Genomic DNA, 13,729 nt, shown 5'->3' with positions numbered 1-13,729 from the left:
CAATGATGAAATCAAGACGGGTACAGCGCAAGAAGCTTCTTTTTTAATAGCGGTCCATTGGTCATCTGCGTCTGCAGCGCGCATGGCAAAGCGTTAGGCTTGGCATCCATGAAAGTCCTATTTTGCTGTGACGATACGCGGCCGGAACCCTGGCTCAAAGGTTTGCATGACGCGCTGCCGGGCGCGGAGATTGCCATCTGGGAGCCGGGCTCGCCCCAGGCCGACTATGCACTGGTCTGGGCCCCGCCCCAGCAGTTCCTCGACGAGCAGGCGGCCGGCCTGAAGGCCATGTTCAACATCGGCGCGGGCGTGGATGCCTTGCTGCCGCTGCGCATTCCCGCTGCTCTGCCCGTCTACCGTCTCGAAGATGCCGGCATGGCCGTGCAGATGGCCGAGTATGTGGCCCAGGCCGTGATCCGCTTCTTCCGCGGCCTCGATCAGTACGAGTCCGATATGGCACAAGGCCTGTGGCAGCACCAGCGCAACCCCAGGCGGGTGGACTATCCCGTGGGCGTGATGGGTCTGGGCAAGATGGGCGAGCGCGTGGCCAGGGCGCTGACGGTGTTCGATTTCAAGGTCAATGGCTGGAGCCGCTCGCCGCGCGAGCTGCAGGGCGTCGAATGCTTCAGCGGCATGGACAGCCTGGACCGCTTCCTGTCCGAGACGCGCATTCTGGTCAATCTGCTGCCTCTGCACGACGAGACCCGCGACATCATCAACGCCCGCACGCTGGCGCTGCTGCAGCCCGGGGCCTATGTGATCAACGTGGGGCGCGGCGGCCATGTGGTCGATGCCGACCTGATTGCGCAGATCGAGTCCGGCCATGTCAGCGGCGCCATGCTGGATGTATTCCGCGAGGAGCCGCTGCCCGAGAATCACCCGTTCTGGAAGCAGTCCAGAATCATCCTCACCCCCCATACCTCGGCCCGCACGCTGGCCGCGGACAGCATTGCCCAGATCGTGGGCAAGGTAGCCGCCATGAGCCGGGGCGAGCCCGTCACAGGTCGAGTCGACCTGAGCAAGGGCTATTGATAGCAAGGAGACAAGAATGAAATACCCCGCACGCGTCAAGATCATCGATGTGGGCCCGCGCGACGGCCTGCAAAACGAAAAGCAGCCTGTGCCTGCAGCCGTCAAGATCGAGCTGGTGCAGCGCCTGCAGGATGCAGGCCTCAAGGAGATCGAGGTCACCAGCTATGTGTCGCCCAAATGGGTGCCGCAGATGGCGGACAACGCCGAGGTCATGGCCGGCATAGTGCGCAGAGCCGGGGTGCGGTATTCGGTGCTCACGCCGAATCTCAAGGGCTTCGAAGCCGCGCTGGCCGGCAAGCCCGACGAGATCGTGGTGTTCGGTGCGGCCAGCGAGGCCTTCAGCCAGCGCAACATCAACTGCTCGATTGCCGAGAGCATCGAGCGCTTTGCGCCCGTGGTGCAGGCGGCCCTGGAGGCCGGCATTGCCGTGCGCGGCGCCATGAGTTGCACCGTGGGCTGCCCCTACGAGGGCGAGATCGCGCCCGAGAAGGTGGGCTATCTGGCCGGGCTGATGAAGAGCATCGGCGTGCAGCGCGTGGACGTAGCCGACACCATCGGCGTGGGCACGCCCGTCAAGGTGCAGAAGGCGCTGGAGGCCACGCTGGCGCACTTCGATATCGACCAGGTGTCCGGCCATTTCCACGATACCTACGGCCAGGCCCTGAGCAACACGCTGGCGGCGCTGGATCTAGGGGTCTGGAACTTCCAGTCCTCGGTCGCTGGCCTTGGCGGCTGTCCCTATGCCAAGGGCGCCACGGGCAATGTGGCCACCGAAGACGTGGTCTATCTGCTGCAGGGCATGGGCATAGAGACCGGCATCGACCTCGACAAGCTGATCGATGCGGGCCAGTTCATCAGCGAGCATCTGGGTCGCCCCACGCAGTCGCGCGTGGCCAAGGCCTTGCTGACCAAGCGCGCGGGCTGAGTTCCGGCCCGGCCCGGGCAGCCATGGGCGTTGTTACCATCGCCGCCATGCAAGCAAGATCACGTTTTTCGCTGGCCCTGTGTCTGGCGGCAACTGCCCTGCTGGGCGGCTGCGCCGGCATGGATGCCCAGGAGTGCAAGGACACGGACTGGGCCTATCTGGGCCAGCTCGATGCCATGGACGGCAAGCAGGACATCACCACCCGGGCCAAGCGCCATTTCCGTACCTGCAAGGGCAACGGCGTGCAGATGGATGTGCGGGCCTATCAGCAGGGCTGGCAGCAGGGACTGCGGGGGTTTTGCACGGCTGAAAGCGGCAAGGCTTTTGCCGAGACGGGCCGCAAATACCAGTATGGCTACTGCCCGGCGCAGGTGGAGTCTGCCTTTTTGCAGGGCTATGGCCCGGTGCGCGAGCGGCTGGACATGCAGGAAGAAATGGCCCAGCTGCAGCGACGCATCGACATGAAGAAAAAGGAGCTGCGCGAAGCACGCAGCGCCAGGAACAGCTCCAGTCATATTGCTTATGTGGAGAAAGACTTGCGTGATCTGAATCTCGAATTGCTGCAACTGCGCTTCAAGCTCGCGCAGATGCCGCCCAAGTAAGCGCAGCCACAGATGCAGACAGCAGCAGATTTCATTGCGGCACTGGATGTGGACGAATCCGTCAAGGCCGTGCAGCTGGAGTCGATCTCGCGCGCGCTCATGCCCTGGCTGCAGCAGGCGCCAGCGGCCGAGGTCAAGCAACTGGCGCAGGCGCTGCTGGCGGGCAATACGCGCTGGCATGTGACGCTGCACGACACATTGTCCTGGCTGGCCGACGACGACTGGCCGGCGCTGGTGGCCGCAGCCCTGCAATCGGCACAGGCGCGCGGCAGCATGAGCGAGGCAGAGCGCACGGTGCTGGAAGCCGCCAGCTATCAACAGCCCGAACTTATCAAGTCTTTGATAGCGCCCCTCGCAGAACTGGACTGCGATATCGAGCAATTTAAGGCTGAGACGCAGGTGCAGAGTGCGCAAGCAGCTATGCATTTGATATTCCCACCGCGCTATCTGGATCATGCAATTGCCTGGATTCCCCGGCACTGGCACCCCAGCTGGAATCTGCAACACAGCCCCGAACGCTATCGCTTTGGCGGCGCGGGCGCAGGCAACTGCCAGCATTGCGGCGAGCCGCTGCAGCACCTGATCAGCTTGCCTGCCAGCAAGGTATTTGGCAGCCATCAGCCTGCTGAGCAAATCGTGCATCTGCAGCTATGCCTGTCCTGCATGGAAAGCGGCGTGGGCGAGCTGCATTACCGCCACGATGAAGCAGGCCAGGCGCATTGCCTGAACGCGGCCGCAGATGGTCAGCTGCAGGAGCCGGACTGGGAGTACGGGCCTTTGCGCGCAACCGAGGTGGCACTGGCACAAACGCCCGCACGCTGGCAGCGCCAGGATTGGGGCCGGTCCAACGGCCGCGAGAATCTGTACCGTGTGGGGGGCGAGCCTGCGTGGATTCAATCGCCCTGGCAGCCGCTGTGCACCTGCTGCGGCCAGAGCATGCGCTTTGTGCTGCAGCTGGATTCTCAGATTCCGCAGGCTGATGGTGCCGATGCTCATTACTGGGGCAGCGGCGGCATGCTTTACGGCTTTGCCTGTACGCCTTGCGCGCGCAGCGCCTTTATCACTCAGTACACTTGATGCACGGGGCGCGGTGGACGCTCTTTTTTTCGAGAGTTTGTATGTGTGGGTCAGAACTTCATGCGCTGCCGGAAGGCGTGCAGCGCGTCAGCCGCTTTTTGCAGGATGCCGGTCATCCGCATGCGCCGCAAATGCTGGACGGAGCGGCGCGTACCGCGCAGGAGGCCGCAGACCAGCTCAGCATTCTGGTCGGGCAGGTGGCCAAGAGCATCATCTTCAAGCGCAGGAGCGATGGCGCGGCCGTGCTGGTCGTGACTTCAGGCGACAAGCGTGTCGATGAAAAGAAAGTGACGCAGCTGGTGGGCAAGGTCGGCCGCGCCGATGCGGACTTCGTCAAGTCCAGCACCGGCTTTTCGATCGGCGGCGTCAGCCCCGTGGCGCATGCAACCAAGGTGGTGACCTTGATGGATGCCGAGCTGCAGCGCTTCGAGACGGTATGGGCCGCGGCAGGCCATCCGCACGGCGTGTTTCCCGCATCGCCCGCGCAGCTGCAGGCGCTGACCGCAGCCCCCTGGTCGGACGTGGTGGAGCAGGCATGAGTACGGAACTTCTTCAGGAGCAGCAGGCTCAGCAGCTGGCGCAACTGGCCGCCAAGGCCGAGGTGGCCCTGGTCTGGGCCGAGGCCGACCAGCCCGTGGCTTCGCCCTGCATCAACGTCTGCCGCATGACGCAGGACCGCAGTCATTGCCAGGGCTGCTTCAGAACCATTGACGAGATTCGCGCCTGGTCCAAGGGCGATGCCGAGCTGCGCCTGGAGATCTGGGGCCGGCTGCTGCAGCGCGCGGGCCTCAAGGACCCGCGTCAGGCCGAGATCTGATCACCCTTAGAGGAGAGTCGACATGAAGCACATCACCTGTTACCTGGACTTTGTGTCGCCTTATGCGTGGCTGGCGCTGGAGCAGATGCCCAAGGCGCTGCAAGGGCTCAGCTATCACGTGGACTATCGCCCGGTATTGCTGGGCGCCTTGCTGCAAGGCAATGCCAACCCCGGCCCGGCCGGCATTCCGGCCAAGAGACTGTGGACTTACAGGCATGTGACTTGGCTTGGTCAGGCGCTGGGCGTGGAGTTGCAGATGCCGGCACGGCATCCGTTCAAGCCGCTGCCGCTGCTGCGGCTGGCGCTTGCCCATGGGCGTGACGGCAGCATCAACCGCTTTGTGGCGCAGGCCGTGATGCAGCATGTCTGGCAGGGCGGCCATGAGGCCAACGATGCGCAGCGCCTACAGGAGCTGCGCGCGCAGCTGAAGGAGCAGCTGCGCCAGGAAGAGGACAGTGCCGAGGTCAAGCAATGGCTGCGCGGCAATACCGAACAGGCGCAGCAGGCCGGCGTGTTCGGCGTGCCGGCCTGGGTGGTGGACGGCCATGTCTTCTGGGGACTCGATGCCTTGCCCATGCTGCGCAGCTATCTGGAGGGCAATGCCTGGTTCGATACGCAGTGGCAGGCGGCGGCCCAGGTGGAGTCCGGCCTTAGCTGAAGCCTGATTCAGGCCTGCGGCGCTGCAGGCCTGTCGTTCACTCTCTTACTGCGCGGCGGCCTGCTTGGCGGCGCCACGATAGCGCTCCAGCCAGTGGGCATAGGGCGCGGGCAGGGTCCAGTCGGGGCGGTCCACGCCCAGGCTTTGCGCCAGCTGATAGGCGTAATGCGGGTTGGCCAGATGGGCGCGGCCGATCATGACCAGATCGACCTGGCGCTCGGCCACGATGCGTTCGGCAATCTGCGGATCATCCATGCCCCAGCTCGATGCCACGGGCAGGCCGGCACTGCGGCTCACGCGCTGGGCAATCGGCGCCAGGAAGGCGGGCGTGCCCCAGGGGATCTTCACATCGGGAATCACGAAGTTGACGCTGACATTGAGCAGGTCCAGGCCGCGCTCGCGCATCTGGCGGGTGACGGCGATGGATTCCTCCAGGGTTTCTTCATCGCGGCCGTCGTACTCGATGACGCCGAAGCGCGCCGTCAGCGGCAGATGCTCGGGCCAGACCTCGCGCACCTTGGCCACGGTCTCCAGCAGAAAGCGGGCGCGGTTGCTGAAGCTGCCGCCATAGGCATCGTCGCGCTGGTTGCTGTGAGGCGAGAAAAAGCTCTGTGCCAGATAGCCGTGGGCAAAGTGCAGCTCCAGCCATTCGAAGCCGGCCGCAAGCGCGCGGCGCGCCGCTGCGACAAAGTCGGCCTGCACGCGGGCGATGTCCTCCAGCGTCATGGCGCGGGGGACGCGCGGCAGACCGCCGCCAAAGGCGATGGCCGATGGTGCGATCGGCTGCCAGCCGCGGGCATCGCCTTCGGCAATATGGTCGTCGCCTTCCCAGGGATTGTTGGCGCTGGCCTTGCGTCCGGCGTGGGCGATCTGGATGCCTGGCACGGCGCCTGCGGCCTTGATGCCGGCTGCAATGCGCGACATGCCTTCGATCTGGGCGTCGTTCCACAGACCGGTGCAGTCGGGCGAGATGCGGCCTTCGGGCGACACGCCCGTGGCTTCGACAATCACCAGCCCCGCGCCGCCGCGCGCCATGGAGGCGTAGTGGACCTGGTGCCAGTCATTGGTGAGGCCGTCCACGGCGCTGTACTGGCACATCGGCGGAATGGCGATGCGGTTGCGCAGGGTCAGGCTTTTGAGAGTGAAAGGGGTAAAGAGTGCAGACATGCGGAGTATCGGTGGTGCGAATGGAATGAGGCAGCAGTCCGGCGGCAAAGCAGGATGCCAAGGTTTGATAGCGCCTTGCGCTGTTCATTGCTGGTTTTCAGAATGAAATCAATCTGAAATTCAATGAATGAAGGCGCTGACAGCTATCAAGAATAAAGATGAACGGATTCAGGACGCGACGGATGCAGATCTGGCCTGAAGCGCAGCGCCATGCAGACCGTCCAGCCAGTCCTGGTGGCCGTTGAGCATGGGGTTGGGGCGCTGACGCGCCAGCTCCTCGGCGGGCCGGCCTTTTTGCACTTCCTGCGTGAGGATGCGCACGCGGCCGCCGTCCAGATCCTCGATGAGCCAAGCATGGTGCACATCGAGCCGCTGGCTGCTGCCCGGCTCGCCGCTCCAGCCATGCCAGGCGATACGGCCGGGCCGGCCCTCGGCCGGGGGCAGGAATTCCTTGCAGCTGGCCTCGACGGGAAAGCCGAAGGTCCTGAAGGAAAAGCCCACGCCCTCGGCCAGCATGCCGTCCTGGCCCGCGTGCAGCTGCACGTCCGAGCTGTTGGCGTAGTAGCCGGGCCAAAGCGTTGCCCGGGCCAGCCAGGGCCAGATATCGGTCGCGCTCAGGCCCTGGGCGATGATCTCGTTGGAGACGAAGTTTTCGGTGGTGCCCGGCAGATAGTCGGCGGGCCAATGGATGCTGTGCATGCAGGGCTTCTGTCGAAGGGAATGGGGAAATGATGGGGTCTGTGTTGAAATAAATCCAATCGATATTTCTGATCTGTGAAATCATGCCGACTGATATCAAAAGTCTGGACCTGAATCTGCTCAAGGCCCTGGATGCGCTGCTGGACGAGCGCAGCGTGACGCGCGCTGCCGAGCGTCTGGCGCTGACCCAGCCGGCGGTCAGCGGCATGCTGACGCGGCTGCGCGAGAGCTTCGACGATCCCTTGTTCGTGCGCACGCAGCGCGGCATCGCCCCCACGCTGCGCGCGCTGGCACTGGCCGGGCCGCTCAAGGAGTTGCTGTGCAATGCCGAGGCGCTGCTACGCCCCCAGGCCTTTGATCCGGCCACGGCGCATATGACGCTGCGCATTGCCGCCACGGATTACGCGCTCCAGGCGGTGGTGCTGCCGTTCCTGGCCGTGTTGCGCCAGCGCGCGCCCGGTCTGTGCGTGGCCGTGGTGCCGGCACAGCATCTGCCGCTGCACGAGCGGCTGGAGCGCGGCGATATCGACCTGGCGCTGGTCACGCCGGAGCGCACGGCTCCCGATCTGCATGCGCGCCGCCTGTTCGACGAACGCTATGTCTGCGTGATGCGCAGCGACCACCCCGATGCGCGTCGGCGCGGCCTGTCACTGGAGCGCTTCTGCGCTCTGGATCATGCGCTGGTGTCCTATGACGGAGGCGGTTTTCATGGTGTGACGGACGAGGCGCTGGAGCGTCTGGGCCGAAAGCGGCGCGTGGCGCTGTCCGTGACCAGCTTTCTGGTGCTGCCCGAAATCCTGCGCAGCTGCGATCTGATTGCCGTCGTGCCCAGGCGTCTGGTCAAGCCCGACTCGGGGCTGGTGGTGCTGGAGCCGCCGCTGGAGATTCCAGGCTTCACCAAGACGGCCGCCTGGCATGCGCGCACCCATCGCTCTCCCGGGCACCAGTGGGCGCGCGAGCTGCTGTTCGAGCTGGCGCAGTCAGGCGGGCTGGACGTGGAATGAGCAAGGCCCGCAGAAACCGTGGAGGTCTCTGCGGGCCGAGGTGAGGGCGGTTCGTCCGCGCGACCCGGCAGGGCGCCGGGCCATTCACATCATCAGTGGCCCGATGCGCCAGCGGCACCCAGACCGGTTTCCGAGCGCACTTGCTGCGCGGGGAACACGGCGCGTTCCTTGGCGGCCTGCGCGCTCTTGTCGAGCACGGAGAACAGCCACACGCCGAAGAAGCCGATCGCCATGGAGAACAGCGCAGGCGAGGCATAGGGGAACCAGGCCGAACCGGCGGGGTGGCCCAGAGTCGCTTCCCACACCGAGGGCGAGACAATGGTCAGTCCCACGGAGGAGACCAGGCCCATGAAGCCGCCGATCACGGCGCCCTTGGTGGTGCAGTTCTTCCACAGCACCGACAGCAGCAGCGGCGGGAAGTTGGCCGAAGCCGCCACTGCAAAGGCCAGCGAGACCATGAAAGCGATGTTCTGCTTCTCGAACACAATGCCCAGCAGCACGGCCACAAAGCCCAGGCACAGCGTGGTGATGCGCGAGACCTTGAGTTCGGAGGCGCTGTCGGCCTTGCCCTTCTTGATGACGGTGGCGTAGAGATCGTGCGAGACCGCCGAGGCGCCGGACAGGGTCAGACCCGCGACCACGGCGAGAATCGTGGCAAAGGCCACGGCCGAGATGAAGCCGTAGAACACGTCGCCGCCCACGGTCTTGGCCACCAGCACGGCCGCCATATTGGCCGTGCCTGCGCCGCCATGGATCACGCCCTTGGCCGTGTCCGCCATTTCGGGGTTGGTGAGCACCAGGGTGATGGCGCCGAAGCCGATGATGAAGATCAGCACATAGAAGTAGCCGATCCAGGTCGTGGCCCAGAACACGCTCTTGCGCGCTTCCTTGGCGTCAGGCACGGTGAAGAAGCGCATCAGGATGTGGGGCAGGCCCAGCGTGCCGAACATCAGCGCCATGCCGAAGCTGATGGCGGAGATCGGGTCCTTGATGAAGCCGCCCGGGCCCATGATGGCCAGGCCGAGCTTTTCCGCCACGGAGGCCTCTGCGCCGCCGTTCGCGGCGATCTGGGTGCGCACCTTCACGCCTTCGGCAAACAGTGCCTCGGGGCTGAAGCCATACTTGGCCAGCACCATGAAGCCCATGAAGGTCACGCCGGCCAGCAGCAGGCAGGCCTTGATGATCTGCACCCAGGTGGTGGCCGTCATGCCGCCGAACAGCACGTAGATCATCATCAGCGCACCCACCAGCACCACGGCGATCCAGTAGTCCAGTCCGAACAGCAGCTTGATGAGCTGACCGGCGCCGACCATCTGGGCGATCAGATAGAAGGCCACCACGACCAGCGTGCCGCAGGAGGCAAAGATGCGGAACGGCGTCTGCGCAAAGCGGTAGCCGGCCACGTCGGCAAAGGTGAAGCGGCCCAGATTGCGCAGGCGCTCTGCCAGCAGGAAGGTGAGCAGAGGCCAGCCGACCAGAAAGCCGATGGAGTAGATCAGGCCGTCATAGCCGCTGGCCATGACGGAGGCAGAGATGCCGAGGAAGGAGGCGGCGGACATATAGTCGCCCGCAATCGCCAGACCGTTCTGAAAGCCGGTGATGCCGCCGCCTGCGGTGTAGAAATCGGAGGCCGACTTGGTGCGGCCCGCCGCCCATTTGGTGATCCACAGGGTGGCCAGCACAAAGGCGGTGAACATGATGATGGCCGTCCAGTTGGTGGCCTGCTTGGCGGCGTTGCCGACGTCACCACCGGCGGCCAGCACGGGCGCCGTCGCGGCCAGCGCCGCAGCGCCCGCCAGCCATTGGGAAGAGATGCGCTGCTTCATTGCTTGATGCCTTTGAGAATGTCGCGGGTGAGCTGATCAAACTCGTTGTTGGCGCGGCGCACATAGAGGCCGGTAATGATCACGGAAAAAATGATGACGCCCATGCCGATGGGAATGCCCAGGGTGGTCACTCCGGCGCCGATGGGGCGGGCCAGGAACTCCTTGTCGAACGCGATCAGCGCGACATAGCCGTAGTACACGATCAGCATCAGAACGGTCAGCGCCAGGCCCAGTCGATTGCGCTTGCGGCGCAGTTGCTGGTAGGCGGGGTTGCTTTGGATGGTCTCTATCACCGGGTCTCGCACAGCGTTGTCTCCTTTGAATATTTCCAGCCTGCCATCAGTTAGCGGTGGCTTGCTTGCAATGCATTCTGAGAAGCCCGTCTGACCGCCCCCTTACTTACGATATCGGTGTTTGCCCCCGGTTTTTCACATCGAAAAAAAACGGATCCGGGTAAGTGCGGAGAGGGTCGGGTAATGCCCAGTCTTGAATTTTGGAGAAGCGATTTTTTGTAAGTTAGCGGTCAGTTGTCGCTTTGATATTGAGCAAACAGGTGAGTTGGCAGCGCCTGAAATTCCAAAAACCTAGGAGACAAACATGGCCATCAATGCGACAGCAAACATGGGAGGTAAATCGGCTCCACGGCCGATGAGCCCGGAAGAGCGCAAAGTCATCTTTGCGTCTTCACTCGGAACCGTTTTCGAGTGGTACGACTTCTATCTGTACGGATCTCTGGCAGCCATCATCGCCAAGCAGTTCTTCAGCGGCCTGGATGCGGGATCGGCCTTCATCTTTGCCTTGCTGGCCTTTGCGGCAGGCTTCATCGTGCGCCCCTTCGGCGCGCTGGTGTTCGGCCGTCTGGGCGACATGATCGGGCGCAAGTACACCTTCCTGGTGACGATCCTGATCATGGGCCTGTCCACCTTCATCGTGGGGATCTTGCCCAACTACGCCAGCATCGGCGTGGCCGCTCCCGTGATCCTGATCGCGCTGCGCATGCTGCAAGGTCTGGCGTTGGGCGGCGAGTACGGCGGCGCTGCCACCTATGTGGCCGAGCATGCACCGCACGGCAAGCGCGGTGCCTACACCTCGTGGATCCAGACCACGGCGACGCTGGGCCTGTTCCTGTCGCTGCTGGTGATCCTGGGCGTGCGCACCATGATGGGCGAGGAAGCGTTTGCCGACTGGGGCTGGCGCATTCCCTTCCTGGTGTCCATCCTGCTGCTGGCCATCTCGGTCTGGATTCGCATGACGCTGTCCGAGTCTCCTGCCTTCCAGAAGATGAAGGCCGAGGGCAAGGTCTCCAAGGCTCCGCTGAAGGAGTCCTTCGGCCAGTGGAAGAACCTGAAGATCGTGATTCTGGCCCTGGTCGGTCTGACCGCCGGCCAGGCCGTGGTGTGGTACACCGGCCAGTTCTATGCGCTGTTCTTCCTGACCCAGCAGCTCAAGGTCGATGCCGTCACGGCCAACCTGATGATTGCGGCTGCCCTGCTGATCGGCACGCCTTTCTTTGTGATCTTCGGTACGCTGTCCGACAAGATCGGACGCAAGCCCATCATCATGCTGGGCTGCATTCTGGCCGTGCTGACCTACTTCCCCGCCTTCAAGGCGCTGACCGAAGCAGCCAACCCCGATCTTGCCGCCGCACAGGCCAAGAACAAGGTGGTCATCGTGGCCGATCCTGCGGAGTGCTCCTTCCAGTTCAACCCCACAGGCACGACCAAGTTCACCAGTTCCTGCGACGTGGCCAAGCAGGTGCTGGCAGCCGGTTCCGTGAGCTATGAAACAGAGGATGCTCCTGCCGGCACGCAGGCCATGATCCGTATCGGCTCGACCGAGATCCCTTCGTTCTCGCTCAAGGGCCTGCCCGCTGACGAGGCCAAGGCCAAGGACGGCGCCTTCAAGAAGACCGTGGCTGCCGAACTGGCCAAGGACGGCTATCCCACCAAGGCCGACCCTGCCAAGATGAACAAGGTCATGATGGTCGTGATCCTGACCTATCTGGTGCTGCTGGTGACCATGGTCTACGGCCCGATTGCGGCCATGCTGGTGGAGCTGTTCCCGACCCGCATCCGCTACACCTCGATGAGCTTGCCCTACCACATCGGCAACGGCTGGTTCGGCGGTCTGCTGCCCACCATGTCCTTCGCCATCGTGGCGCAGACCGGCAATATGTACAACGGTCTCTGGTACCCCATCATCATCGCCGGTGCGACGGCCGTGATCGGTACGCTGTTCGTGCCCGAAACCAAGGATCGCGACATCTACGCCGAAGACTGATGTGACGTGACGGTGCTGCAATTTATGCAGCATCACATCGAAGACCTGCAAGGCTCGTGCTTTGCAGGTCTTTTGCGTATTACTGCAGCACTAATGGGTTACAGCAGTGTGGCAACAAAGCATCATTGCGTTACTTTTTTGCGATGCAAATCATGCTTTTGAGAGGGGCCCACCTAGAATCACACCTAGCCGCGAGAGGGCCAACAACCTACAAGCCAATGCGGTGCAAAAACACTATCCCAGGATATAGGAGCATTGAATGACCAAGATGACTCGCATCGCTCTGGCCGCACTGGCTGTGATGGGCGCGACCACCGCAATGGCACAGAGCAGCGTGACGCTGTACGGCCGTATCAACACCACCGTCGAGCGTCAGAAGTCCGGTGATCAGTCCGTGTCCGGCCTGTACAACAATGCCTCGCGCTGGGGCATTCGCGGCACCGAAGATCTGGGTGGCGGCCTGAAGGCTGGCTTCACGCTGGAGTCCGGCTTCAACTCCGACACCGGCACCGGTTCCGCCTGGACCCATCCCACGACCGGCATGTCCTTTGCCCGTCAGAGCGAAGTGAACCTGTCGGGTGGCTTCGGCATGATCCGTCTGGGCAACTTCGTGCCCGAGTCCTACTATGCAACCGCTGACTACATCAGCATGCACAACCACGACACCGGTTCTTCTTCCGATGCGCTGTACTACGATCCCGTCTGGTTCGGCGGTCTGAGCACCAAGAACAAGGTTGGCTACCGCACCCCCAGCATGGGCGGTCTGACGGTCGATGCCTCCGTGTCGCTGCACGAGAAGGATCCTACGGTCGGTCCTCGCAAGAACGGCTATGACCTGGCCGCCAACTACGCCACCGGTCCTCTGCACCTGGGCGCTGGCTTCAGCAAGGTGGGCGACAACTGGCAAGCTGCCCTGCGCGGCCTGTACACCTTCGGTCAAGTGACCCTGGGTGCCTACTACCAGCGCAACAAGGACGACAACCAGATCACTGGCACTGGCGCCGGCTCGCGCAACAACTTCCGTCTGTCGGCCATGTATGCCCTGGGCGCTTCGGAATTCCACGCCAACGTAGGTCACGCCAACAAGTGGAGCCACATTGCCGACTCCGCAGCCACTCAGTGGACTCTGGGCTACAACTACAACCTGAGCAAGCGCACCAAGGTGTATGGCTACTACACCAAGGTGAACAACAGCAAGGGTGCGAACTATGTGACCGGTGCTGCCGGCGCGGACTTCAGCTCCTTCGCTCTGGGCGTGCGTCACAACTTCTAATTTGTGCACCGCGCGAGCGGTGTCTCCAGCAGCTGCAGCTGATAATGCAGACCATTACTCCAAGTTCATACCCCATGTCGCGAGGCATGGGGTTTTTTCTTATGCGCAGCCCGACCTGTAGTAAGCCACGCGCAAACTCGATGGGGCTCAATGGTCGTGCTGACCGGAGCGGCGCAAGCTGCCGCTCCGGCTGCTTTTCATAACGACTCTGGAGACTGATATGTGGAAGCTCGCGATTGGTTTTGTGGTGTTTGCCGCCGTGGCGCTGTTTGTCATCATGAAGGCGGGTGACAAGGTGGATATGAGCGGCGAAAAGCATGGTGCGGATGCAATCCATGCACCGGCGGAGTCCAAATGAAGACTGCCGCA

General features: G+C 63.3%; 15 protein-coding genes. 11 read left to right on the top strand and 4 right to left on the bottom strand.

Annotated elements, in window-relative coordinates; translation table 11 throughout:
* Positions 1-108: 108 nt before the first annotated feature.
* From DJFAAGMI_RS16355 to DJFAAGMI_RS16325, 7 genes are read left to right on the top strand one after another with little or no spacing between them, the layout of a single operon-like run.
* Positions 109-1,032 (top strand): 2-hydroxyacid dehydrogenase, encoded by a 924-nt coding sequence (locus tag DJFAAGMI_RS16355; RefSeq protein ID WP_211457915.1) that lies wholly within the window; start codon positions 109-111, stop codon positions 1,030-1,032.
* A gap of 16 nt (positions 1,033-1,048) precedes the next feature.
* Positions 1,049-1,957, top strand: coding sequence for a hydroxymethylglutaryl-CoA lyase (locus tag DJFAAGMI_RS16350; RefSeq protein ID WP_211457914.1), 909 nt, complete (start codon positions 1,049-1,051; stop codon positions 1,955-1,957).
* Positions 1,958-2,004: 47 nt separating this feature from the next.
* Entirely contained in the window at positions 2,005-2,559 is a 555-nt protein-coding gene (locus tag DJFAAGMI_RS16345) for a DUF2799 domain-containing protein (protein WP_249334377.1), read from the top strand.
* A 12-nt stretch (positions 2,560-2,571) separates the two neighbouring features.
* The gene (locus DJFAAGMI_RS16340; protein ID WP_211457912.1) at positions 2,572-3,636 is read left to right on the top strand and encodes a hypothetical protein; all 1,065 of its coding nucleotides are present in this window, start codon (positions 2,572-2,574) and stop codon (positions 3,634-3,636) included.
* A gap of 41 nt (positions 3,637-3,677) precedes the next feature.
* Entirely contained in the window at positions 3,678-4,175 is a 498-nt protein-coding gene (locus tag DJFAAGMI_RS16335) for a YbaK/EbsC family protein (RefSeq protein ID WP_211457911.1), read from the top strand.
* Complete coding sequence (locus DJFAAGMI_RS16330; protein ID WP_043005389.1) at positions 4,172-4,453, top strand: DUF1289 domain-containing protein; 282 nt, start codon at positions 4,172-4,174, stop codon at positions 4,451-4,453. Before DJFAAGMI_RS16335 ends, DJFAAGMI_RS16330 begins: the two co-directional genes overlap by 4 nt.
* A gap of 22 nt (positions 4,454-4,475) precedes the next feature.
* Positions 4,476-5,111 (top strand): 2-hydroxychromene-2-carboxylate isomerase, encoded by a 636-nt coding sequence (locus DJFAAGMI_RS16325; protein WP_211457910.1) that lies wholly within the window; start codon positions 4,476-4,478, stop codon positions 5,109-5,111.
* Positions 5,112-5,156: 45 nt separating this feature from the next.
* Here DJFAAGMI_RS16325 and DJFAAGMI_RS16320 read toward each other — a convergent pair whose 3' ends face one another.
* A complete protein-coding gene (locus DJFAAGMI_RS16320) occupies positions 5,157-6,278 on the bottom strand; it encodes an NADH:flavin oxidoreductase/NADH oxidase (RefSeq protein ID WP_211457909.1) in 1,122 nt (373 codons plus the stop codon).
* 168 nt (positions 6,279-6,446) lie between these two features.
* Positions 6,447-6,977, bottom strand: a complete 531-nt coding sequence (locus DJFAAGMI_RS16315; RefSeq protein WP_211457908.1) for an SRPBCC family protein — start codon at positions 6,975-6,977, stop codon at positions 6,447-6,449.
* An 83-nt stretch (positions 6,978-7,060) separates the two neighbouring features.
* Here DJFAAGMI_RS16315 and DJFAAGMI_RS16310 point away from each other — a divergent pair, with 83 nt between their 5' ends.
* On the top strand, positions 7,061-7,981 hold the full coding sequence (locus DJFAAGMI_RS16310) for a LysR family transcriptional regulator (RefSeq protein ID WP_211457907.1): 921 nt from the start codon (positions 7,061-7,063) through the stop codon (positions 7,979-7,981).
* Between the two features lie 92 nt (positions 7,982-8,073).
* Here the strand turns inward: DJFAAGMI_RS16310 and DJFAAGMI_RS16305 are convergent, their stop codons facing one another.
* Positions 8,074-9,807, bottom strand: a complete 1,734-nt coding sequence (locus tag DJFAAGMI_RS16305; RefSeq protein ID WP_043005384.1) for a cation acetate symporter — start codon at positions 9,805-9,807, stop codon at positions 8,074-8,076.
* Positions 9,804-10,112, bottom strand: a complete 309-nt coding sequence (locus DJFAAGMI_RS16300) for a DUF485 domain-containing protein (RefSeq protein ID WP_003061686.1) — start codon at positions 10,110-10,112, stop codon at positions 9,804-9,806. Before DJFAAGMI_RS16300 ends, DJFAAGMI_RS16305 begins: the two co-directional genes overlap by 4 nt.
* A gap of 292 nt (positions 10,113-10,404) precedes the next feature.
* Between DJFAAGMI_RS16300 and DJFAAGMI_RS16295 the strand changes: the two genes are divergently transcribed.
* From DJFAAGMI_RS16295 to DJFAAGMI_RS16285, 3 genes are all read left to right on the top strand, one after another.
* Complete coding sequence (locus DJFAAGMI_RS16295; protein ID WP_211457906.1) at positions 10,405-12,087, top strand: MFS transporter; 1,683 nt, start codon at positions 10,405-10,407, stop codon at positions 12,085-12,087.
* 259 nt (positions 12,088-12,346) lie between these two features.
* The gene (locus DJFAAGMI_RS16290) at positions 12,347-13,360 is read left to right on the top strand and encodes a porin (RefSeq protein ID WP_003059045.1); all 1,014 of its coding nucleotides are present in this window, start codon (positions 12,347-12,349) and stop codon (positions 13,358-13,360) included.
* Between the two features lie 220 nt (positions 13,361-13,580).
* A complete protein-coding gene (locus DJFAAGMI_RS16285) occupies positions 13,581-13,718 on the top strand; it encodes a hypothetical protein (protein ID WP_003059044.1) in 138 nt (45 codons plus the stop codon).
* Positions 13,719-13,729: the final 11 nt, after the last annotated feature.

It is taken from the genome of Comamonas brasiliensis (assembly GCF_018292285.1).
Classification (GTDB): domain Bacteria; phylum Pseudomonadota; class Gammaproteobacteria; order Burkholderiales; family Burkholderiaceae_C; genus Comamonas; species Comamonas brasiliensis.
This window is presented reverse-complemented; position numbering and strand designations above follow the sequence as displayed.

What these genes read in the sequence shown, in the direction of transcription:
- DJFAAGMI_RS16285 (WP_003059044.1), top strand. Translation starts at nt 13,581, where the DNA reads ATGTGGAAGCTCGCGATTGGTTTTGTGGTGTTTGCCGCCGTGGCGCTG.
- DJFAAGMI_RS16340 (WP_211457912.1), top strand. Translation starts at nt 2,572, where the DNA reads ATGCAGACAGCAGCAGATTTCATTGCGGCACTGGATGTGGACGAATCC.
- DJFAAGMI_RS16345 (WP_249334377.1), top strand. Translation starts at nt 2,005, where the DNA reads ATGCAAGCAAGATCACGTTTTTCGCTGGCCCTGTGTCTGGCGGCAACT.
- DJFAAGMI_RS16350 (WP_211457914.1), top strand. Translation starts at nt 1,049, where the DNA reads ATGAAATACCCCGCACGCGTCAAGATCATCGATGTGGGCCCGCGCGAC.
- DJFAAGMI_RS16290 (WP_003059045.1), top strand. Translation starts at nt 12,347, where the DNA reads ATGACCAAGATGACTCGCATCGCTCTGGCCGCACTGGCTGTGATGGGC.
- DJFAAGMI_RS16310 (WP_211457907.1), top strand. Translation starts at nt 7,061, where the DNA reads ATGCCGACTGATATCAAAAGTCTGGACCTGAATCTGCTCAAGGCCCTG.
- DJFAAGMI_RS16315 (WP_211457908.1), bottom strand. Translation starts at nt 6,977, where the DNA reads ATGCACAGCATCCATTGGCCCGCCGACTATCTGCCGGGCACCACCGAA.
- DJFAAGMI_RS16335 (WP_211457911.1), top strand. Translation starts at nt 3,678, where the DNA reads ATGTGTGGGTCAGAACTTCATGCGCTGCCGGAAGGCGTGCAGCGCGTC.
- DJFAAGMI_RS16325 (WP_211457910.1), top strand. Translation starts at nt 4,476, where the DNA reads ATGAAGCACATCACCTGTTACCTGGACTTTGTGTCGCCTTATGCGTGG.
- DJFAAGMI_RS16330 (WP_043005389.1), top strand. Translation starts at nt 4,172, where the DNA reads ATGAGTACGGAACTTCTTCAGGAGCAGCAGGCTCAGCAGCTGGCGCAA.
- DJFAAGMI_RS16355 (WP_211457915.1), top strand. Translation starts at nt 109, where the DNA reads ATGAAAGTCCTATTTTGCTGTGACGATACGCGGCCGGAACCCTGGCTC.
- DJFAAGMI_RS16320 (WP_211457909.1), bottom strand. Translation starts at nt 6,278, where the DNA reads ATGTCTGCACTCTTTACCCCTTTCACTCTCAAAAGCCTGACCCTGCGC.
- DJFAAGMI_RS16305 (WP_043005384.1), bottom strand. Translation starts at nt 9,807, where the DNA reads ATGAAGCAGCGCATCTCTTCCCAATGGCTGGCGGGCGCTGCGGCGCTG.
- DJFAAGMI_RS16295 (WP_211457906.1), top strand. Translation starts at nt 10,405, where the DNA reads ATGGCCATCAATGCGACAGCAAACATGGGAGGTAAATCGGCTCCACGG.